The sequence below is a fragment of the Dyella sp. BiH032 genome (genome assembly GCF_031954525.1).
In the GTDB taxonomy this organism is placed as follows: domain Bacteria; phylum Pseudomonadota; class Gammaproteobacteria; order Xanthomonadales; family Rhodanobacteraceae; genus Dyella_D.
In genome coordinates, this window is the sequence record NZ_CP134867.1 from 4841524 (window position 1) to 4861034 (window position 19511).

The 19511-nt window shown below is 68.6% G+C and carries 21 protein-coding genes; 17 read left to right on the top strand and 4 right to left on the bottom strand.

Features of this window, described 5'->3' with window-relative positions; all coding sequences use genetic code 11:
- Positions 1 to 130: 130 nt before the first annotated feature.
- From RKE25_RS21365 to RKE25_RS21380, 4 genes are all read left to right on the top strand, one after another.
- Positions 131 to 718, top strand: a complete 588-nt coding sequence (locus RKE25_RS21365) for a DUF1190 domain-containing protein (protein ID WP_311840094.1) — start codon at positions 131 to 133, stop codon at positions 716 to 718.
- A complete protein-coding gene (locus RKE25_RS21370; RefSeq protein WP_311840095.1) occupies positions 718 to 1899 on the top strand; it encodes a glutathionylspermidine synthase family protein in 1182 nt (393 codons plus the stop codon). The genes RKE25_RS21365 and RKE25_RS21370 overlap by 1 nt, the downstream gene beginning before the upstream one ends.
- 156 nt (positions 1900 to 2055) lie before the next feature.
- Entirely contained in the window at positions 2056 to 2493 is a 438-nt protein-coding gene (locus RKE25_RS21375) for a hypothetical protein (RefSeq protein ID WP_311840096.1), read from the top strand.
- A gap of 55 nt (positions 2494 to 2548) precedes the next feature.
- The gene (locus tag RKE25_RS21380; RefSeq protein ID WP_311840097.1) at positions 2549 to 3724 is read left to right on the top strand and encodes a class I SAM-dependent rRNA methyltransferase; all 1176 of its coding nucleotides are present in this window, start codon (positions 2549 to 2551) and stop codon (positions 3722 to 3724) included.
- A gap of 75 nt (positions 3725 to 3799) precedes the next feature.
- On the opposite strand, the gene RKE25_RS21385 is transcribed toward RKE25_RS21380, so the two are convergent.
- A complete protein-coding gene (locus tag RKE25_RS21385; RefSeq protein ID WP_311840098.1) occupies positions 3800 to 4453 on the bottom strand; it encodes a hypothetical protein in 654 nt (217 codons plus the stop codon).
- Between the two features lie 206 nt (positions 4454 to 4659).
- On the opposite strand from RKE25_RS21385, the gene rmuC reads away from it, so the two are divergent.
- A complete protein-coding gene (gene rmuC, locus RKE25_RS21390) occupies positions 4660 to 6102 on the top strand; it encodes a DNA recombination protein RmuC (protein ID WP_311840099.1) in 1443 nt (480 codons plus the stop codon).
- 574 nt (positions 6103 to 6676) lie between these two features.
- Here rmuC and RKE25_RS21395 read toward each other — a convergent pair.
- Positions 6677 to 7492 carry a shikimate 5-dehydrogenase gene (locus RKE25_RS21395; RefSeq protein WP_311840100.1) on the bottom strand — a complete coding sequence of 272 codons (816 nt, stop codon included), beginning with the start codon at positions 7490 to 7492 and terminating at the stop codon, positions 6677 to 6679.
- A 128-nt stretch (positions 7493 to 7620) separates the two neighbouring features.
- Here RKE25_RS21395 and RKE25_RS21400 point away from each other — a divergent pair, with 128 nt between their 5' ends.
- The 12 genes from RKE25_RS21400 (at position 7621) to RKE25_RS21455 (ending at position 17693) form a co-directional block, all read left to right on the top strand.
- A complete protein-coding gene (locus RKE25_RS21400; RefSeq protein ID WP_311840101.1) occupies positions 7621 to 8373 on the top strand; it encodes a hypothetical protein in 753 nt (250 codons plus the stop codon).
- 71 nt (positions 8374 to 8444) lie between these two features.
- Positions 8445 to 9044 (top strand): GTP cyclohydrolase I FolE, encoded by a 600-nt coding sequence (gene folE, locus RKE25_RS21405; protein WP_311840102.1) that lies wholly within the window; start codon positions 8445 to 8447, stop codon positions 9042 to 9044.
- The gene (locus RKE25_RS21410) at positions 9044 to 9379 is read left to right on the top strand and encodes a hypothetical protein (protein WP_311840103.1); all 336 of its coding nucleotides are present in this window, start codon (positions 9044 to 9046) and stop codon (positions 9377 to 9379) included. The genes folE and RKE25_RS21410 overlap by 1 nt, the downstream gene beginning before the upstream one ends.
- A gap of 247 nt (positions 9380 to 9626) precedes the next feature.
- Positions 9627 to 11015, top strand: a complete 1389-nt coding sequence (locus tag RKE25_RS21415) for a TCR/Tet family MFS transporter (RefSeq protein ID WP_311840104.1) — start codon at positions 9627 to 9629, stop codon at positions 11013 to 11015.
- Positions 11012 to 11518: a DUF1993 domain-containing protein gene (locus tag RKE25_RS21420; protein WP_311840105.1), complete on the top strand. Its 507-nt coding sequence runs from the start codon at positions 11012 to 11014 to the stop codon at positions 11516 to 11518. The genes RKE25_RS21415 and RKE25_RS21420 overlap by 4 nt, the downstream gene beginning before the upstream one ends.
- A gap of 103 nt (positions 11519 to 11621) precedes the next feature.
- On the top strand, positions 11622 to 12272 hold the full coding sequence (locus RKE25_RS21425) for a DsbA family oxidoreductase (protein ID WP_311840106.1): 651 nt from the start codon (positions 11622 to 11624) through the stop codon (positions 12270 to 12272).
- 143 nt (positions 12273 to 12415) lie between these two features.
- Positions 12416 to 14533 (top strand): ATP-dependent DNA helicase DinG, encoded by a 2118-nt coding sequence (gene dinG / locus RKE25_RS21430; RefSeq protein WP_311840107.1) that lies wholly within the window; start codon positions 12416 to 12418, stop codon positions 14531 to 14533.
- The gene (locus RKE25_RS21435; protein ID WP_311840108.1) at positions 14530 to 15087 is read left to right on the top strand and encodes a HutD family protein; all 558 of its coding nucleotides are present in this window, start codon (positions 14530 to 14532) and stop codon (positions 15085 to 15087) included. The genes dinG and RKE25_RS21435 overlap by 4 nt, the downstream gene beginning before the upstream one ends.
- A gap of 40 nt (positions 15088 to 15127) precedes the next feature.
- A complete protein-coding gene (locus RKE25_RS21440; RefSeq protein WP_311840109.1) occupies positions 15128 to 15706 on the top strand; it encodes an NnrU family protein in 579 nt (192 codons plus the stop codon).
- A gap of 687 nt (positions 15707 to 16393) precedes the next feature.
- Positions 16394 to 16591, top strand: coding sequence for a hypothetical protein (locus tag RKE25_RS21445; protein WP_311840110.1), 198 nt, complete (start codon positions 16394 to 16396; stop codon positions 16589 to 16591).
- A gap of 4 nt (positions 16592 to 16595) precedes the next feature.
- On the top strand, positions 16596 to 17186 hold the full coding sequence (locus RKE25_RS21450; RefSeq protein WP_311840111.1) for a DUF938 domain-containing protein: 591 nt from the start codon (positions 16596 to 16598) through the stop codon (positions 17184 to 17186).
- Between the two features lie 102 nt (positions 17187 to 17288).
- Positions 17289 to 17693: a YchJ family protein gene (locus RKE25_RS21455; RefSeq protein ID WP_311840112.1), complete on the top strand. Its 405-nt coding sequence runs from the start codon at positions 17289 to 17291 to the stop codon at positions 17691 to 17693.
- Between the two features lie 91 nt (positions 17694 to 17784).
- On the opposite strand, the gene RKE25_RS21460 is transcribed toward RKE25_RS21455, so the two are convergent.
- Positions 17785 to 18549, bottom strand: coding sequence for an NRDE family protein (locus tag RKE25_RS21460; protein WP_311840113.1), 765 nt, complete (start codon positions 18547 to 18549; stop codon positions 17785 to 17787).
- Between the two features lie 13 nt (positions 18550 to 18562).
- Positions 18563 to 19444, bottom strand: a complete 882-nt coding sequence (locus RKE25_RS21465) for a methylglyoxal synthase (RefSeq protein WP_311840114.1) — start codon at positions 19442 to 19444, stop codon at positions 18563 to 18565.
- Positions 19445 to 19511 lie beyond the last annotated feature (67 nt).

Here is a 19511-nt window from a genome sequence, read left to right on the forward strand (position 1 = left end):
CGCCGTCGTCATGTCGGCTCGCCCTTTATGACAGCCGTGTGGCGAGCCCGGTCCGGCACGCTTCCCTGCCGGCGCCCGGGCGTGCATTCTTGCGATCTGATTCACGAAAGCCGGCTGTGCGAGGAACGCCATGAAACGCTCAAGGACCGCCGCCCTCCTGCTGATGGGCAGCATGCCGCTCTACCTGACGGCCTGCGGCGACGACGAAGCCACCCGCGAGGGGCTGTACACCTCGGTGGAGTCCTGCGCGGCGCAGACGGGCGACCGCGCCACCTGCGACCAGGCCTTCGCCAACGCTGCCTCGGAGGCCGCCGAGAAGGGCCCGCGCTTCGAGACGCGGAGCGAGTGTGCGACCACGTACGACTGGGACCGCTGCGAGGAGCGCCACGACAGCGGCGGGCACTCGTTCTTCGGGCCGATGATGACCGGCTTCTTTCTGTCCCAGATGCTGCGCAATGGCAGTCCGATGGCCGGCTTCACCGCCGGCCCCGCGTTCCGCGACGCGCACGGGCAGTGGGGACGCCCCGATCCGGCCGCCGCGCCGGGCTCCGCGGATGACCGCCGCCGGCGCAGCGAAGCCGGCGGTGGCGGCTACTACGGTTCGAGCTATCGCAGCGGCTCCACCGCGCTGGTGCCGATCAACACGGCGCCCGACCGCGCGGTCACGGTCAGCCGCGGCGGCTTCGGCAGCTCGTTCCGCGGCCGGGCCGGCGGCTGATGCGCCGCATCGCGATCCACGAGCGCCCGGACTGGCGCGAGCGCGCGGCCGAGTGCGGCTTCGTGTTCCACACCATCGACGGCGAGCCTTATTGGGACGAGTCGGCGTACTACGCCTTCAGCCTGCGCCAGATCGAAGACGACATCGAAGCGCCGACGGAAGATCTGCATGCGATGGCCCTGGATCTGGTCGACGAGATCGTCGGCAGCGAGCGGCGCATGGAGCAGCTGGCGATTCCCGAGCCGTTCTGGGATTGGATCGCGCGCAGCTGGCGCGAGCGCCAGCCGCATCTCTACGGCCGCATGGACTTCGCCTACGACGGCTGCGGGCCGGCGAAGCTCTACGAACTGAATTACGACACGCCCACTTCGCTGTTCGAGGCGGCGTTCTTCCAGTGGCAATGGCTGGAGGACCAGCTTGCGCGCAACGGCCTGCCCGCCGCCGCGGACCAATTCAATTCGATCCAGGAAGCCCTGGTGGAGGCCTTCGGCGCGATCGCGCGGGACATCGCGCGGCCGTTCCTGTTCGCCGCGCTGCGCGAATCCGCGGAGGATCAGGGCACCATCGCCTATCTGCGCGATTGCGCGTTGCAGGCGGGCATCGACAGTGGCGTCATCGCCATGGAAGACCTCGGCATCGGCGCGGACGGCCGCTTCACCGATCTGGACGACCGCGTGATCGGCGCCCTGTTCAAGCTGTATCCGCTCGAAGACATGTTCCGCGAGGAGTTCGGCCGTCACCTGCCACGCTCGGGGCTGCAGCTGATCGAGCCGCCGTGGAAAGCCGTGCTCAGCAACAAGGGCATCCTGCCGCTGCTGTGGCAGAAACATCCCGGCCATCCGAACCTGCTGCCGGCGGTCTTCGACGAAGAGGGCGAGCTGCCGCGCGGCTGGGTGCGCAAGCCGATGCATTCGCGCGAAGGCGCCAACGTGTCCATGCACTTGCCCGACGGCCGCCGCATCGAGACCGGCGGGCCTTATCGGGATGGCCCGTGCATCCGGCAGGCGTGGCATCCGCTGCCCGACGTCGGCGGCGCCCATCCGCTCATCGGCAGCTGGGTGGTGGCCGATCGCGCCTGCGGCATGGGCATCCGCGAAGATCGCTCGCCGGTGACCCAGGACACCGCGCGCTTCGTGCCGCACGCGATCCTCGATGAGCCGCGGGCCGTGCTGCTGGCCTGACGCACATCGCCTGGTGCCGGGCGAGGTGAGCCGCGAGCAATCTGCGATGGACCTTCGCTGTACCGCACCCCAAAAGCGGGGTCCGGCGCGTCCGGGTCCGCCTACGCCCGGGCGCGCGCACCCGCTAAGCTTGCGGCTTTTGGACGGACGGACCGCGTGCGCAGTTTTCTCTTCCGCCTGATCGGCATCCTCGAAGTGGCCGGTGGTTTCTACGGCCTGGTGACCATGCTGCGCCGCTTGCTGCCGCTGGGTTCCACCCACGATTCCATCGTCGCGGTGATCGGCCTGGCCCTGTACGCCTTCGTACTGGTGGCCGGCTTCGAGCTGCTGGGCAACACCGAGCGCGGCGTGAGCTTCTCCCGCATCGCGCAACTGCTGCAGCTGCCGCTGGTCGCCACGCCGGTGCTGAGCTATGGCCTGCACTGCGGCGCCTTCGTCAACATCTTCGCCACCTTGCAGGCCACGCCGCACCTGGGGCTGGACTGGCACGTGGGCTCGCAGGGCTTCGTGCTGGCGGTCGCCGGCCCCTCGGTCTCGCGCCTGGGCATCAACCTGCTGGCGCTGCTGTCCTGGCTGGCGCTGCGGCTACGCTGAGCGTTTTTCGCCGCAAAAAGGCGGGGCGGCGCGGCGCAGCCGGTATCATGCGCGGATGAACAGTCCCGCTTCCGCCCTCCCCGTCATCCGCCTCAAGTCCGACCGCACGCCCGGCCACCCCTGGGTGTGGTCCGCCCAGGTGCACAAACCCGAAGAGCGCCTGCCGCCCGGCAGCGTGGTGGAGGTGGTGGACGCCAAGGGCCGCTTCGTCGGCCGCGGCTTCTGGAACGGCCACGCGCGCATCGCGCTGCGCCTGCTCACCGCCGACGCGGACGAGACCATCGATGCCGGCTGGATCGCCGCGCGCATCGCGCGTGCCGTGCAGCTGCGCCGCGACTGGCTGCAGTTGGACCGCGCGACCGACGCCTGGCGCGTGGTGCACAGCGAGGGCGACGGGCTTTCCGGCCTGATCGTCGACCGCTATGCCGACATCCTGGTGATCGAATACTTCGCCGCCGGCATGTGGAAGTTCCGCGAGGCAATCCATGCCGCGTTGCTCGGGCACTTCCCCGGCGCGCGCCTGTACTGGTTCGCCGAAACGCATGTGCAGAAGCAGGAATCCTTCGACTGCCGCGCCGCCGAAGCGCCGGCGCCAGTCGAAGTGCACGAGCACGGCCTGCGCTTCCACGCCGCGCCGGGGCTGGGCCACAAGACCGGCTTCTTCGCCGACCAGCGCGACAACCGTGCCCGCTTCGCCGAGCTGGCCCATGGCCGCCGCGTGCTGGACCTGTGCTGCAACGCCGGCGGCTTCGCCGTGCACGCGCTGGCCGGCGGCGCGCGCGAGGCCACGGGCGTGGACATGGACGCAGGCATCCTCGAAGTAGCGCGCGCGAACGCCGCAGCCAACGGGCTGGATGCGCGCTTCGAACAGGCCGACATCTTCGACTGGCTGCGCGCCGCCATCGCGCGCGGCGAGCAATACGACGCCGTAGTGCTCGACCCGGCCAAGCTCACCCGCGACCGCAACCGCGTGGTCGATGCGCTCAAGAAATACTTCGCCATGAACCGCCTGGCGCTGGACGTGATTCCGCCCGGCGGCCTGCTGCTCACCTGTTCCTGCACCGGCCTGGTGAGCGAGGCGGATTTCCTGGAGATGCTGCGCCGCGTGGCGCTCAATGCCGGCCGTGAAATCCAGGTGCTGGAATCGCACGGCGCCGGCCCGGATCACCCGGTGCGCAGCGACGTGCCGGAGGGGCGGTATCTGAAGGCGGTGTTCTGCCGGGTGTGGTGATACCGCCCCGGCGTCCGGCCGCCTCGAATACGCCCCATCGGCCGCGCACACAGCGGCCGATGGGGCGCCGAAGCATCAGAGCTTCCCTTGCGTCTTGAAGGTCACTTCCTTGCGGTATGCCTCCAGCGCCTTGTCCACGACCTCGACCCACGCGCCTTCCGTAGCCGCCCCGTGCGCGTCCTCGACGTGCACGCTCACCGTGGTCGGCATGGCCGCGCCGCCGATGGACAGATCGGTCGCCACGTCGCTGTTCAGCGTGATGACCCACATTCCTGGCTGGAACCACGCCCAGAATTTCTTGATATGCACGTCCACGACGATGGCCGATGCATCTGCCTGGGCCGCGTCCTTCACTTGATACCCCGCCTGCTGCAGCGCCGCGGCCAGGTTCTCGCGAACGACACCCGTGACGGTCTGGCCGTTCTCTAGCAGCACGTCGCCCAGCGCCTTGCCGAAGCCATTGCGCTTGCGGCCGATCGCGCGCGCCTTGATGCCGTCGCCGCTCTTGTTGGCGCCGCCGAAGCCCAGCGAAGGCGTGGAAGGCTCGGAAGGCGCTTCTTCGAAAGCGCGTTCGTCCGTCACCGAGCGAATGACGACGACCTTGGCCGAGCTGGACGGCGCCACTGTCGGCGGGCTCTTGAGACGGACTTCGCTGCGCGAAGTGGCGCAGCCGGCGAGCAGCGCGCACGCCAGTAGCACGGCAAGCCGGGCATGCCTGATCAAAACCATTCGATTGTTCCCCTGTGGTTAACGAATACCGCCGGAAGCGAATCCGGCAGTTCCCTGTCCACGCCATGCCATTGCGACCGGCGCCGCCGGATTCTGTCATCGGGTCGGCAGGCTGTCCACGGCATCCGCCGGGCCGGTTACCCAGGCCATCCCAGCACCTGAGACGCGGACGCGTACACTTACGCCCCAAGCCTTACGGAACCGCCATGTCCCTCGTCGAAGTCCTGCTTCTCGCCCTCGTCCTTCTCGCCGTTGCCGTGCTGGCGTTGCAGGTGATCCTGCTGCGCGGACGCCATGACGGCGGCGTGCACGCGCGGCTGGACGCCATCAAGGACGACGGCGAACGCCTGCAACGCACCCTGCGCGAGGAACAGCGCGCCGGCCGCGAAGAACTACAGCAGGGCTTCGACCGTTTCCGCTCGCACGTAGGCGAACAGCTCGGCGGCATGAGCGCGCACCAGGCCGAGCGCATCGAAGGTTTCGGCCAGCGCCTCAACCTGCTCACCGAGCGCACCGATACCGGCTTGCAGGCGCTGGCGCAGCGACTGGCCGAGGATGCGCGCCACAGCCGCCAGGAAGTCACGCTGGCCTTGAACCGTTTCGGGGAACAGCAGCAGCAGCGCCTGGCCGCACTCACCGCGGACAACGAAAAACGCCTGGGCGAGGTGCGCGCCACGCTGGAAAGCCAGCTGCAGGCCATCCAGCTGGACAACGCCGCGAAGCTGGAACAGATGCGCGCGACGGTGGACGAGAAACTGCACAACACGTTGGAGACGCGCCTGGGCCAATCGTTCCAGCTGGTCTCCGAACGCCTGGAAGCGGTGCAGCGCGGCCTCGGCGAGATGCAGAGCCTGGCCACTGGCGTGGGCGATCTCAAGCGCGTGCTGACCAACGTGAAGACGCGCGGCACTTTCGGCGAAGTGCAGCTGGGCGCGCTGCTGGAGCAGATCCTGATCCCCGACCAGTACGCCGCCAACGTCGCCACCATCCCCGGCTCCGCCGAACGCGTGGAGTACGCCATCCGCCTGCCCGGCAGCAGCGGCGACCAGCCCGTATGGCTGCCGATCGATGCCAAGTTCCCGGTGGAGGACTACCAGCGCCTGCTCGATGCGCAGGAAGCCGCCGATGCCGACGCCGCGCTGGCAGCGGGCCGCGCGCTGGAAACGCGCGTGCGCGAAGAGGCCCGGCGCATCCAGAGCAAGTACGTCGCGCCGCCGCACAGCACCGACTTCGCCATCCTGTTCCTGCCCACCGAAGGCCTGTACGCGGAAGTGATCCGCCGCCCCGGCCTTTCGGATCTGCTGCAACGCGACTACCGCATCACCCTCGCCGGCCCCACCACCCTCACCGCCCTGCTCAACAGCCTGCAGATGGGCTTCCGCACCCTGGCGATCGAAAAGCGCAGCAGCGAGGTATGGCAGCTGCTCGCCGCCGTGAAGACCGAGTTCGGCAAATTCGCCGGCGTGCTGGAAAAGACACGCAAGAAGCTCACCGAAGCCAGCAACGTAATCGACCAGGCCGGCGTGCGCACCCGCGCGATCGAACGGAAGCTGCGGCATGTGGAGACGCTGCCGGGTGAACAGGTTCAGCAGTTGCTTGGGCCGGCGACGGGTGGAGAGATCGAGGAAGAGGATGAAGCGGGAGAGTGAGGGCCGCGGCGGAGCTGGCTCGTGAGCTTTTGGTGTTCGCGGCGGTGAAGCTGGGCCTACCCGGTTTTGGCCATAGAAAAGTTTGTCGCGAGCACCCGCCCCTCATCCCGCCTTCTCCCCGGAGGGGAGAAGGAGAAGTGAATACCGAGGCAAGCAAAACAAAAACAAGAGCGAGCGAAGCGACGCTCCGTGTTGCTCTTGATCTGCCGGGTTCCCTTCGCGGCGGTGAGGGCTGGACGATCAGGCCGCCGCAGGCGGGCGGGGACAGGACGTCCCCGCCTTTTCGATTCGGGCAGGGATGCCCGATCGAAAAGCCCGGCCAGCCCTCAACGCACCCGCAGCAGCGAAGGCTGCGGAGGGCGCCGCGCAGGGGGCCCTTCTTCTTGGTTACTTCTTCTCGTGGTCCCCCTTGAGGGGATGGGCAAGCAAGAAGAAGTAACTCGCTCTCGGCAGGAGAGCGAAACCCTCGCCCCGCAGGGGCGAGACACCACTGGCGACCACATCGCGACAACTGAGCCGTTACGCCGGACAAAAGTGAGAGAGAGAGGCGCCAACCTGCGCCCAACAAGCACCACTACCCCAACGCATGCGCCGCCGCCTCCTCCACCAACGCCCCCTCCGGCCGCACCCCCGTGTACAACACAAACTGCTCCACCGCCTGCAAGACAATCACCTCCGCCCCGGTGATGACGGGCTTGCCCAACTTCCGCGCCAGCCGGATCAACGGCGTCTCCGACGGCAACGCCACCACATCGAACACCACCTGCGCGCGCTCGACCTCCGCCTCCGAGAACGCCAGTGTCTCCGCATCCGGCCCTTCCATGCCCAGCGGCGTGACATTGACCAGCAGGCCGGCCTCGATGCCGCGCATGTCCGGCGCCCAGGTGTACCCCGTGGTGTCTGCCAGACCGCGGCCCGTGGCTTCGTTGCGCGCCACGATGTGCCCGTGACGGAAGCCCGCATCGCGCAATGCGCACGCCACGGCTTTCGCCATGCCGCCGCTGCCGCGCAGCGCCAGTGGCGTCTGCGGGGGAACGCCATGCTGTTCGATCAGCTTCGCCACGGCGATGTAATCGGTGTTGTATGCGCGCAGACGGCCGTCGTCGTTGACGATGGTATTGATCGATGCGATCGCCTTCGCCGACGCATCGATCTCGTCGACCAGCGGAATGCATGCCTCCTTGAATGGCATCGAAATCGCGCAGCCGCGGATGCCCAGCGCGCGGATGCCGCCGATCGCCGCGGGCAGGTCCTGCGTGGTGAAGGCCTTGTACACGTAGTTCAGGCCGAGCGCCTCGTAGAGATAGTTCTGGAAGCGCGTGCCGAAATTGCCGGGCCGGCCCGACAGCGACATGCACAGCTTGGTGTCGCGATTGATGCGCAGGGTCATGAGGACTCGCTCGTTTTACGGATCGTGCCCGGACCTTAGTCAGCGGCGGCACTGCGGATCAACCCCGTCCGCCGCGCGGCGGCGTTCCATCCCATGCATCGAGCTGCGATGCCTGCCGGAGCCTTCCCATGAAAACCCTGCTTTTCGCGCTGGCCGTGGCCGCGGGCCTGGCGCACGCCGATGACGCGCACGCCGTGGGGCGCATGCTGGACCTCAGCGTCTACGACCGCACCAGCCAGCACCCCCTGCCCGTCTACGTTCACCAGGGCCGCTACTACGTCGCCGGCGAGCCCGGGCACCGCTATCGCGTGGCGCTGCGCAGCCAGAGCGGCGAGGACCTGCTGGCCGTGCTGTCGGTGGATGGCATCAACGCCATCTCCGGCCAGACGACAACGTGGTCGCAGGCCGGCTATGTGCTCGATCCGCTCGACGCCACCGACGTCCTCGGCTGGCGCAAGAGCCTCACTCACGTGGCGGACTTCGTGTTCGCCGACATTGGCCAGAGTTATGCCGCGCGCACCGGACGCCCGGGCAACGTCGGCGTGATCGGCGTTGCGCTGTTCCGCCGGCGCCCCGAACCGAGCTACGCGCCCAATGCCGCGATCGCGCAGGAAGCCGTGCCGGCCCCGGCGGCCCGGGCGGCGGACGCCCAGCGCCTGGTGGCCAAGGCCGGAGCTCCGCTCGGCACTGGCCACGGCGAGCGCGAGTATTCGGCGGTGAGCGAGGTGACCTTCGAGCGCGCCTCGGATACGCCGGACGAAGTGGTCACGCTCTACTACGACACGCGGGAGAACCTGGTGGCGCAGGGCATCCTGCCCGCCGAACGGCAGCGTCCGCGTCGTCCCGATCCGTTCCCGGGCGGCTTCGTGCCGGATCCCTGAGGGCTTGTCCAAGGGCCCGGGGCTTGACGCGGGCGCTACACTTGACCGCCTGCGACACGTAAGGAATGCCCATGAGCGACCAGCACCCGACCGACGTCACCCGCGAGCAAGCCGAGGAGGCGGTACGCGTGCTGCTGCGCTGGGCGGGCGAGGACCCCGCGCGCGAAGGCCTGCTCGACACGCCCAAACGCGTGGTGAAGGCCTACCGCGACTGGTTCGCCGGCTACCTCACCGACCCGGGCGAGTACCTGCGCCGCACCTTCGAGGAAGTGGCCGGCTACGACGAGATGGTCGTGTTGCGCGACATCGAGTTCGAGAGCCATTGCGAGCACCACATGGCGCCGATCATCGGCCGCGCCCACGTCGGCTATCTGCCGACCAACCGCGTGGTGGGCATCAGCAAGCTGGCGCGCGTGGTGGACGCCTACGCGCGCCGCTTCCAGGTGCAGGAGAAGCTCACCGCGCAGATCGCGCAGTGCATCCAGGAAAACCTGCACCCGGCTGGCGTGGCCGTGGTGATCGACGCCAGCCACGAGTGCATGACCACGCGTGGCGTGCATAAGCGCGGCGTGTCGATGGTCACCAGCCAGATGCTCGGCTCGTTCCGCGACGACGCGCGCACACGCGCGGAATTCCTGCAGTTCATCGGCATCCGCGGCGGCGTGCGCTGATGCACCGCGCGTTCGCGGCGGCGCTGGCCGCGCTGCCGCTGCTGGCTGGCGCACAGGGCTTTCCGCGCACGCCATCGGAGTATCTGAGGCTGATGGATGCCGATGGCGATGGCCGGGTCAGCGAACAGGAATACGTCGACTACCTGAGTGCGGGCTTCCGCCGCATGGACGCGAACGGCGACGGCGTCCTGGAGCCCGAGGAACTGCCCGGCGGGCGCGGCAAGGCGATCAGCCTGCACACGCACCAGGACAACCTGCGCCGGCAGTTCCACAAGCTGGACCGCAACCGCGATGGCTACCTCGACGCGAAGGAACTGGCGGCGCCGCCAGCCTGACGTCTTCTGCCCGCAGGAGATGCCGGCAGTCAGATGAAGGGGGCGCTGAAGCGGCGCGACGGCGCGCGGCGGGGTCTGAGGTTCCTTCTTCGCCGCTCCGTAGGTCCCCCTCACCCCAACCTCCTCCCCGCAGGGGAGAGGGAGTGCGTTCTGAGGTTTCTTCCGGGTCGAAGTCATGATGCGGCGCTACAACGCGCGTCATCTGCCTTGCGCTATCGTTCGCGCTTCCTTACCTCGCCGCCGGATCATGGACCAGCCCGTCACGCACGTCCCCGAACCGCGTCGCCGCGCGGCGGTCGCCTTCGTCTTCGTCACGGTGCTGCTGGACATGCTGGCCTTCGGCATCGTGATCCCCACGCTGCCGCACCTGATCGAAAAACTCGCCGGCGGCGGCATCGCCGAGGCGGCGTCGTGGGTGGGCATCTTCAGTACCGTGTTCGCGGTGGTGCAGTTCATCTTCTCGCCGGTGCAGGGCGCGCTGTCGGACCGCTTCGGCCGGCGGCCCGTCATCTTGATTTCGAACCTGGGCCTGGCCCTGGATTTCGTGGTGCTGGCTCTGGCGCCCACGCTGTGGCTGCTGTTCGCGGGACGCATCGTGCTCGGCATGACCGCCGCCAGCTTCACCACCGCCAACGCATATATCGCCGACATCACACCCAAAGAGAAGCGCGCCGCCGCATTCGGCATGCTCGGCGGCGCCTTCGGCCTGGGCTTCATCATGGGGCCGGGCCTGGGCGGCGTGCTGGGCGATATCTCGCTGCGCCTGCCGTTCTGGGTGGCCGCGGGGCTGGCCGCGTGCAACTTCCTCTACGGTTACTTCGTGCTGCCCGAATCGCTGCCCAAGGAACGCCGCACGCCACGCTTCGAGCTGCACAGCGCGCATCCGCTGGGCGCGCTCAAGCTGCTGCGCCGCGACCCGGTGCTGCTGGGGCTGGGCGTGGTGATGTTCCTGGTCTATCTCGCGCACTACGTATTGCAGACCACCTTCGTGCTGTATGCCGATTACCGCTACGGCTGGGGCACGCGCGCGGTCGGCCTGGTGCTGATGCTGGTGGGCGCCTGCGACGGCTCGGTACAGGCCTTCCTCACCGGCCGGCTCACGCCGCGCTTTGGCGAACGGCGCGTGCTGGTGGCCGGCATGCTGTGCGGCATCGGCGCCTTCCTGCTGATGGGCCTGGCCGACGTGGGCTGGGTGTTCCTGCTAGGCATTCCGCTCATGGCGCTGTGGGGCCTGTCCGGCCCGCCGATCCAGGCGATCATGACGCACCAGGTGGACCCCACCGAGCAAGGCCGCCTACAGGGCGCGATCACCAGCCTGGGAAGCTTCGCCGGCATCTTCGGGCCCACGCTGTTCGCGCAGATCTTTTCCTTTTCGATTTCGCCGTCGTCGCCGCTGCACCTGCCCGGCCTGGCCTTCGTGGTGGCGGCTGCCTTGCTGGTGATCGGCACGGTGATCGCCGCGCGCACCATGCGCCACGCCAGCGACCTGGCCACCCGGCGCGGCGAACCGCCCGCATGCGCGGCGCCGGTGCCGCACGATCTCTCGCCCGTCGCCGCCACCCATCCTGTCGATCCCGACGTCGATCCCGTCGACGCCGGGCGCGATCCCATCCGTCCTTCGGAGCCATCCCCATGACGCTTTCCATGTACCAGGCCTCGGTGCCCGTATTCCTGCGCGCACTCGGCAACCTCCACCACGTGCTGAAGAAAGGCGAGGCCCACGCGCACGCCAAGAACATCTCGCCCGACGTGCTGCTGCAGACGCGCCTGATCCCGGACATGCTGCCGCTGACGCGCCAGGTGCAGATCGCCACCGACATGGCCAAGAACGGCACCGCCCGCCTGGCCGGCGTGGAGCCGCTGAAGTTCGAGGACACCGAGACCAGCTTCGACCAGCTCTACGCGCGCATCGAGCGCGCAGTCGAATACATCAAGGGCTTCAAGCCCGAGCAGGTCGACGGCAGCGAAGCGCGGCAGGTCACCATCAAGACCCGCAACGGCGAACAGCATTTCGAGGGCCAGGCCTACCTGCTGCACTACCTGCTGCCCAACCTGTTCTTCCACTGCACCACGGCCTACGCGATCCTGCGCAGCTCCGGCGTGGAAATCGGCAAGTCGGATTACATGGGCAAGTTCTGATCCGCTTACCGGCGGGCGCCGCGGCGGCGGTGCCTGCCCATTCCCGGTTGCCTTTCGGCCTGGCGCCCCCATCTGCGTGGCATTCCCCTCCCGGAGCACGCCGATGGCCGCCAAACCCGTGAAGATCGATTTCGTCTCGGACGTCGTCTGCCCGTGGTGCGCGGTCGGCCTCAGTTCGCTCGAACAGGCGCTGCGCAACCTGGAGGGCGAAGTGGATGCTTCGATCGAGTTCCATCCCTTCGAGCTGAATCCCCAGATGGCGCCGGAAGGCGAAGACGTGGGCGAACACCTCGCGCGCAAGTACGGCAGCACGCCGGAGCAGATGGCACAGAACCGCGAGGCGATCCGCGAACGCGGCGCGTCGGTGGGCTTCACGTTCAACATGGACAAGCGCAGCCGCATCTACAACACCTTCGACGCGCACCGGCTGCTGCACTGGGCCGAAACGCAGGGCAAGCAGCGCGAACTCAAGCATGCGCTGCTGGGCGCCTACTTCACGGACGGCCGCGACGTCAGCGACCGCGACGTGCTCGTCGCCGCGGCCGGCCAAGTCGGCCTGGAGGCGGCCGAGGCGCGCAAGGTGCTCGACGAGAACCGCTACGCCGACGAAGTCCGCGAGCAGGAACGTTTCTACCAGTCGCAGGGCGTGCGCGCGGTGCCCTCGGTCATCGTCAACGGGCGCTACCTGATCCAGGGCGGCCAGCCGCCCGAAGTGTTCGAGCAGAGCCTGCGCCGCATCGCGGCGGAAGGCTGACCTCGCGGCTTCTGCCCCAGGGCTTCCGCCCCCCGGGCTTCTGACCCACGGCGTCCGGGCACGCGCCGGCCCGGACCCGTACAATGGCCGGACCGCGTCCGCCCCGACGGCCGGCGCCCTTCGTTCTTCTCTCCGCCGGCCGCATGCTCACCGACGACACCAAGGCATCCATCCGCGCCGCCTATGCGCGCCTGAAAGAGGGCTTGCCCGGTTTCCGTGCGCGCGCCTCGCAGGGAAAGATGATCGCGGAAGTCGCCAAGGCGCTCGCCGAGGAAGGCGGCGCCGCGGTGATCGAGGCGCCGACGGGCACCGGCAAGTCCATGGCCTATCTCATTGCCGGCGTCGAAGTGGCGCGTGCGCAGAAGAAGAAGCTGCTGATCGCCACCGCGACCGTCGCGCTGCAGGAACAGCTCGTGCAGCGCGACATCCCGCTCTATCTCAAGCTCAACGGCCGCGAGGCCAAGGTCGCGCTGGCCAAGGGCCGCGGCCGCTATCTGTGCCCGCGCAACCTCGCGATGGCACGCAACAGCGTGCAGGAGCCGGCACAGATGGGCCTGGGCCAGATGAGCGCGGGTTTCGACGCGGATCTGGCGCTGTGGTCCAAGCCCCCCGCCGAGCGCGACAAGCAAGTGCTGTCCAAGCTCGCCGGCGCCTTCGACCGCGGCGAGTGGGACGGCGACATGGACAATGCGCCGGATGCGCCCGGCGACCTGGTGCGCGGCATGATCACCACCAGCGCTGGCGGCTGCACCGGCCGCAAGTGCGGCCAGTTCATGGCCTGCCCGTTCTTCGCCGCGCGCCGCGCGGTGGGCGACGCGGAGATCATCGTCGCCAATCAGGACCTGGTCCTGGCCGACCTCACCATGCCGCGCGAGGAAGATGGCTTCGGTGGCGTCATCCTGCCCAAGCCGGACGAAGTGCTGTACATCTTCGACGAGGGCCATCACGTGCCTTCCAAGGCGATCGACCGCGGCGCCGCCGAGGTGCACATGAGCGCGGCCGTGCGCCAGCTCAGCCGCCTCGGCCGGCAGATCCACGCGGCGTATTCGCTCACCGACAAGGAAGTGATTGGCAAGCTCGCGCTCGATGCCGGCGACGAGAAGCTGCAGGAGCTCAGCGACGCGCTGGAGGAACTGGAGAAGGACATCCGCCTGAACTGGCTGCCCTCGCCTGACGACGACGAACCCATGTACCGCGGCTCGCTCGGCCAGCTGCCGGATTCGTGGGTGGAACACGCGCGCGTGCTGTACGTGTTCACCGGAGAGATCGAACGCTGGGTCGGCGCCGTGCGCCGCGCCGTGCTGGAGATGACCGAGAGCGGACCCACGCACGAGGCGCTGTCGCGCGAGCTGGGCATGGCGCTCGAACGCATCGACCGCCAGCTCCGCACCTGGCGCGCGTGGTCCAGCGAGGACCGCGAAGGCGGCCCGCCGCTGGCGCGCTGGGTCACGATGTCCGGCGACCAGCAGCTGGTCTGCCATGCCTCTTCCGTTTCCGCCGGCGGCCTGCTGCGCAGTGTGCTGTGGGAAAACGCCAGCGCGGTGGTGATGACGTCTGCCACGCTCAGCGCGGGCGGCAATTTCCGCACGTTCGCCGATGCCGTGGGGCTTCCCGACGGTGCCGTGACGCTCAGCCTGCCCTCGCCGTTCAACCTCGCCGAACAGGCGCGGCTGGAAGTGCCCGCGCTGCGCGCGCTGCCCGATGCGCGCGAGGAGCACGCGCAGGAAATCAGCGACTGGCTCGCGGCGAAGCTCGATTGGAGCGCGGGCAACCTGGTGTTGTTCACCTCGCGCGCCAAGCTCGACCGCGTGCTGCAGAAGCTGCCGATCGAATGTGTGCGCAAGGTGCGTGCGCAAGGCTCGCTCGGCAAGTCGCAGCTGGTCGCCGAGCACATCGCGGACGTGGAAGCGGGCAAGGGCAGCACGCTGTTCGGCCTGGCCTCGTTCGGCGAAGGCCTGGATCTTCCCGGCAAGCTCTGCGAAACGGTGGTCATCACCCAGCTGCCGTTCGCGGTGCCCACCGACCCGGTCGGCGCGACGTACGCCGAATGGCTGGAATCGCGCGGCCGCAATCCCTTCATCGAAGTCACCGTGCCGGAGGCGACGCGCCTGCTCACGCAGTACTGCGGCCGCCTGATCCGCACCGAGACCGACCGCGGCCGCATCGTGCTGCTGGATCGCCGCGTGGTGATCAAGCGCTACGGCGAACGCATGCTCAACGCATTGCCGCCGTTCGCGCGCGTGATCGAGCGCGCGGCGTGAGCATCCTTCGCGGCGAGGACGTACCGGCCACGCCGTGGAAGAACGGCATGGGCCGCACGCGCGAGCTGGCGATCCACCCGGCGGGCGCGGACCTGAGGAATTTCACGTGGCGGGTGAGCGTGGCGGAAGTCGACCGCGCCGCGCCGTTTTCCGCCTTTCCAGGCGTGGACCGCCAGATCGCCCTGCTCGACGGCGAGGGCTTCCTGATGCGCTTCGACGATGGCCGCGAGCATGCCTTGCTGGCTCCCTTCGTGCCGTTCGCCTTTCCCGGCGAAGCGGCGGTGGATGCCACGCTCGCCGGCGGACCGACGCGGGATTTCAACCTGATGCTCCGCCGCGGCAGCGCCACGGGAAGCATCGAAGCCTGGCGGGCCGGTGCGCATGCGTTGGAAGGCATCGTCCTGGTGCATGCCGCGCGCGGGGAAGCGATGACGCCGGAGGGGCTCTTGCGCCCGGGCGATACCTGGCAGGTACCCGCCGCCTTCGCCCGTGACCGACTGACGCTGCACGGCGACGCGATTTTGCTGGCCGTACACATCACGACGGACGTCTAGCCGGCCCTATACTCGCCCCATCCAACCGGAGGGGTCGCCGATGACGCTGCTGATCGTGGGTCTGGTGCTGTTCCTGGGCGTGCACTCCGTACGCATCTTTGCCGATGGCTGGCGCTCCCGAATGATGGCGCGCCTGGGCGAGAAAGGCTGGAAGGGCCTTTACTCGCTGGTCTCGATCGCCGGTTTCGTGCTGCTGATCTACGGCTTCGGGCTCGCGCGCCAGCAGGCGGTGCTGCTGTACGTGCCGCCGTTGTGGCTGCGTCACCTCAATGCGCTGTTCACTCTGATCGCGTTCGTGCTGGTCGCGGCGGCCTATGTTCCGCGCAACCATTTCAAGGCGAAGCTCGGGCATCCGATGCTGGCCGGCGTGAAGACGTGGTCCTTCGGTCATCTGCTGGCTACGGGCATGCTGCACGACGTGGTGTTGTTTGGGGCGTTCCTGCTGTGGGCGGTGGTGGATTTCGTGGTGTCGCGGCGGCGCGATCGCGTGAATGGCACGGTTTATCCGGCGGGGACGTTGCGGGGGGATGTGGTCGCGGTTGTGGTGGGTGTTGTTGGGTGGGCGGTGTTTGCGTTTGTGCTGCATGGGCGGTGGATTGGAGTGAGTCCGATGTCGTAGGTGGATGGTGGATTGGGGCTAGCCCCGGCGACGTGTGTTTCGCTGCTGGCGAGGTGTTGCGGGTCTGGCCTCGCGCTTCCACGCTCGTCATTCCGGCGCAGGCCGGAAGCCGGTGACGATGCGGCTCGGTTGTCGCCTCGTGGCCAGCCTTGTCTCGCCCCTGGCGGGGCGAGGGTTTCGCTCTCCTGCCGGAGAGCGAGTTACTTCTTCTTTGCTTGCCCAAAGAAGAAGTAACCAAGAAGAAAGGGCCCCCTGCGCGGCGCCCTCCGCAGCCTTCGCTGCTGCGGGTGCGTTGAGGGCTGGCCGGGCTTTTCGATCGGGCATCCCTGCCCGAATCGAAAAGGCGGGGACGTCCTGTCCCCGCCCCGCTTCGCGGGCCTGATCGTCCAGCCCTCACCGCCGCGAAGGGAACCCGGCAGATCAAGAGCGCTACGGAGCGTCGCTTCGCTCGCTCTTGTTTGGTCGTTGCTGTTTGCCTCGGTATTCACTTCTCCTTCTCCCCTCCGGGGAGAAGGCGGGATGAGGGGCGGGGCTCGCGGGAGCCTTTCCTATCCTGTTGAACAACCACCCGATCCAACACAGGTTCTTGCGACAAGCACACACCGGGGTGAAAGGAGTCATCTACACCCCCGCTGCCGCGCCGCGCTAGAGTGGCCTCCGTCGCTCCGTTCCATCGAGGAACCCGCCATGGCCGCTTTTCTGATCTGGCTGTTGCTGTTGGTGTTCTGCTGGCCCATCGCCCTGCTGGCGCTGGTGCTGTATCCCATCGTCTGGTTGCTGATGCTGCCGTTCCGGCTGGTGGGTATCACTGTGAATGCGGTGTTTGCCTTCCTGGGTGCGCTGCTGATGCTGCCGGCGCGCGTGCTGCGCGGCAGGCCCGCCTGAGCGGTTGGAAAAGCCGAACGCACCCTCCTGCGAACGCAACCGCGAGCCGATCCTCGCGGTTTTGCGCGAGCACTTCGCCGATCGCCGCAGCGTGCTGGAGATCGGCAGCGGCACGGGGCAGCATGCCGTGCATTTCGCCGCGGCGATGCCCTGGCTGAGCTGGCAATGCTCGGACCGCGCGGACAACCTTCCCGGCATCCGTCTCTGGCTCGACGACGCGGCGCTGCCCAACACGCCTGCGCCGCTGGAGCTGGATGTCGCCGGTGCCTGGCCGGTGCACCGCTACGACGCCGTCTTCAGCGCGAACACGCTGCACATCATGAGCTGGCCCGAAGTGGAAATGCTGTTCGCGCGGCTGCCCGATGTCACGACCGCGGATGCCGTGCTCGTCGTCTACGGCCCCTTCAACGACCAGGGCCGTTACACCAGCGACAGCAATGCCGCCTTTGACCAGTGGCTGAAGGCGCGCGGCCCACACATGGGCATCCGTGACGCCGGCGCGGTGAAAGCGCTGGCGGCGGGTGCGGGCTTCCGCTCCGTGGCCGACGTGGCGATGCCGTCGAACAATCGCTGCCTGGCCTGGCGTCGGGGCTGAGCAGCCTGCGGCCCTAGTGCTTTCGGCCGGCAGGCCGTGTAAAGCCTCATCCCGGGTGGCATGATGCCCCCTTGCCGTTCACCGCCGCGACGCATGCCCTCCGTGCAAGCCATCGATACGCTCGTACCATGCCCCTGCGGTAACCCCGCGGGCTACCGGCATTGCTGCGGACCCCTGCACGAAGGCGAGCCGGCGCCTACCGCCGAAGCCCTGATGCGCTCGCGCTACAGCGCCTACGTGCTCAAGCGCGAGGACTATCTGCTCGCCACCTGGCATCCGAGCACGCGCCCTACCACGCTGAAGCTCGGCGCGCAGCAGCCCGCACCCACCTGGCTCGGCCTGACGGTGAAGCGCCACGAGGCCGACGGCGACCGCGCCATCGTGGAATTCGTCGCCCGCCTGCGCTACGGCGGCGGCAAGGCGCAGCGGATGCATGAGATCAGCCGCTTCGTGCGCGAGGACGGCCGCTGGTATTACGTCGACGGTACGTTTCCGGAAGAAGCCTGAGCGACGCAGACGGCGGCGCGGGCGGCGTATCCCAACGTGGCAGCCCTCGACCTTTCATGAACAAGTTCGCCTGCGGCTTGCCGGAGCCGCGCTAGGCGCCGAAGCCCATCGCCGTCTCCCCTTCCTCGCGCCCGTTCGGCCCGAAGCGCCGCTCCACGATCACCCCGCGCCCGTCATGCCGCAGCGCGACGATCGTGCTCGCGCGCGTCCCGTAGAGCTCTCCGCGGATGAAAGCCGAGGAAAGCCAGCGCTCACGCTCCAGGCCCACGCCGGTATCGGGCAACAGCTCGTCCGGCGCGCGATGGTCGTCGGCGAGTGCGGCGAACAGCGGAGCGAAGTCGCCTTCGTCCGCGTCGGCCTCCAGCCATTCGCTCAAGCGGCGCATCAAGGCGCGCGTCTTCGGCCACGGCGTGTTGAAGTCGGCGTTCGACAAACCGTGCACGCCGGCGGTGACCGCCTGCGCCTTCGGCACCGGCCGGTTGCCGAGGTAGAACGCATCGCCGGCGTCGAAGGTGAGCAGGTTGAAAGGGCGGTAGCCGGCCGCGGCGGCCTGCAGGGCGCTGGCGTGCGCGGCGGCCGTGGCGTCGCCCTTCAGGTAATCGGTCGCCAGCAAGCCGCGCGAGACGCCGAGCTGCGGATCGCGCGGATCACGCACATTGGTCACCACGCAGCACCGGCCCGCATCGGTGACGCCGAGCCAGGTGCCGCCCGCCTCCAGATCGCGGCCGCCTATCGTCACGCCGTCGTCCCACCGCGCCAGCGGCGCGCTCGGCCGCGCGTGGAACTCGTCGCGGTTGCCGGCCAGCACCAGCCGCCAGCGCGGGTGCGCCTGCCAGGCGAAGGCGATCAGGCACATGGCGCCGCGCTCCTCAGCATGGCCGCAGCGCGGCGCGCCGGCGCACGGCCTCGGCCCAGCGCCGCGCCACCACGGGAGAGGTCATGCAGACCGCGTCATCGGTCACTGTGGTCACCGCACGCTCGAGCAGCTGGATGTCCGCCTCGTGTTGACGCGCTACGTGCGGGTCCTCGAAGAACAGCACGCGCTGGCAATGGCGTTCCAGCACCAGGTCCGCGATCTGTGCATCGCCGCCCATCGGACCGCTCTGGTAGCGCTGCACCCACGGTTCGCCCTGCGGCCAGCCGCGGCTCCAGGCCAGCTCGTTGAGGCGCTGGCCGGTGGTGCCGGTGGCCACGCGCCGGGCGAAGCGCGACAGCACATCGAAATGCTCGTCGGCATAGGCCAGCATCTGCGGCTTCATCGCGTCGTGGGCGATCAGCGCCATGGTCTGGCCTTCCAGGGCGTGGAAGCCGTCCGCGCCGGGATCGGGCGCCAGACCCGCGCCGATGCGCTCCAGCTCCACCCAGTCGCGCGCCGAGGCCACGGTGGAGATAAAGGGCTTCTGGTGGATCACGCACTGGCGCTTCAACGCGATCGCTTCGGGGAAGATGGACGATGGATCGACCGGATCGATGAGATAGACCGCGCCGTCCAGCATCCGTCCGGTGCCCGGCAAACCCACCACTTCCGCCACCAGTTTCATCAGTCCGCCTTCGCGGCCATTGGGATAGCGCACCAGCCCGCCGTAGCCGGCCAGCACGCCGTCGCGGTCGATCGCGTCATACGTACGGCCCACGGCATGCAAGCCGATGCCCAGTTCGCGAATGCCCTGCCCGCTCGCACGCAGCCAGCGGAACAGTGCCGCGTCCGCGCGACCGTGGTGGAGTTGGTTGGCGGCCAGGCCCATGCGCATGCGGTGTTTCCCCTCGCTGAGAACAGGGCAAGCCTACCGCAGGCACCGCGCCCGGCGGCGATGCGCG

Bases quoted from the DNA above. Each gene is read 5' to 3' on its own strand.
- rmuC (WP_311840099.1), top strand. From the start codon at position 4,660: ATGTCCCTCGTCGAAGTCCTGCTTCTCGCCCTCGTCCTTCTCGCCGTT.
- RKE25_RS21370 (WP_311840095.1), top strand. From the start codon at position 718: ATGCGCCGCATCGCGATCCACGAGCGCCCGGACTGGCGCGAGCGCGCG.
- RKE25_RS21420 (WP_311840105.1), top strand. From the start codon at position 11,012: ATGACGCTTTCCATGTACCAGGCCTCGGTGCCCGTATTCCTGCGCGCA.
- RKE25_RS21425 (WP_311840106.1), top strand. From the start codon at position 11,622: ATGGCCGCCAAACCCGTGAAGATCGATTTCGTCTCGGACGTCGTCTGC.
- RKE25_RS21410 (WP_311840103.1), top strand. From the start codon at position 9,044: ATGCACCGCGCGTTCGCGGCGGCGCTGGCCGCGCTGCCGCTGCTGGCT.
- RKE25_RS21415 (WP_311840104.1), top strand. From the start codon at position 9,627: ATGGACCAGCCCGTCACGCACGTCCCCGAACCGCGTCGCCGCGCGGCG.
- RKE25_RS21440 (WP_311840109.1), top strand. From the start codon at position 15,128: ATGACGCTGCTGATCGTGGGTCTGGTGCTGTTCCTGGGCGTGCACTCC.
- RKE25_RS21365 (WP_311840094.1), top strand. From the start codon at position 131: ATGAAACGCTCAAGGACCGCCGCCCTCCTGCTGATGGGCAGCATGCCG.
- RKE25_RS21380 (WP_311840097.1), top strand. From the start codon at position 2,549: ATGAACAGTCCCGCTTCCGCCCTCCCCGTCATCCGCCTCAAGTCCGAC.
- RKE25_RS21460 (WP_311840113.1), bottom strand. From the start codon at position 18,549: ATGTGCCTGATCGCCTTCGCCTGGCAGGCGCACCCGCGCTGGCGGCTG.
- RKE25_RS21400 (WP_311840101.1), top strand. From the start codon at position 7,621: ATGAAAACCCTGCTTTTCGCGCTGGCCGTGGCCGCGGGCCTGGCGCAC.
- RKE25_RS21465 (WP_311840114.1), bottom strand. From the start codon at position 19,444: ATGCGCATGGGCCTGGCCGCCAACCAACTCCACCACGGTCGCGCGGAC.
- dinG (WP_311840107.1), top strand. From the start codon at position 12,416: ATGCTCACCGACGACACCAAGGCATCCATCCGCGCCGCCTATGCGCGC.
- RKE25_RS21445 (WP_311840110.1), top strand. From the start codon at position 16,394: ATGGCCGCTTTTCTGATCTGGCTGTTGCTGTTGGTGTTCTGCTGGCCC.
- RKE25_RS21385 (WP_311840098.1), bottom strand. From the start codon at position 4,453: ATGGTTTTGATCAGGCATGCCCGGCTTGCCGTGCTACTGGCGTGCGCG.
- folE (WP_311840102.1), top strand. From the start codon at position 8,445: ATGAGCGACCAGCACCCGACCGACGTCACCCGCGAGCAAGCCGAGGAG.
- RKE25_RS21395 (WP_311840100.1), bottom strand. From the start codon at position 7,492: ATGACCCTGCGCATCAATCGCGACACCAAGCTGTGCATGTCGCTGTCG.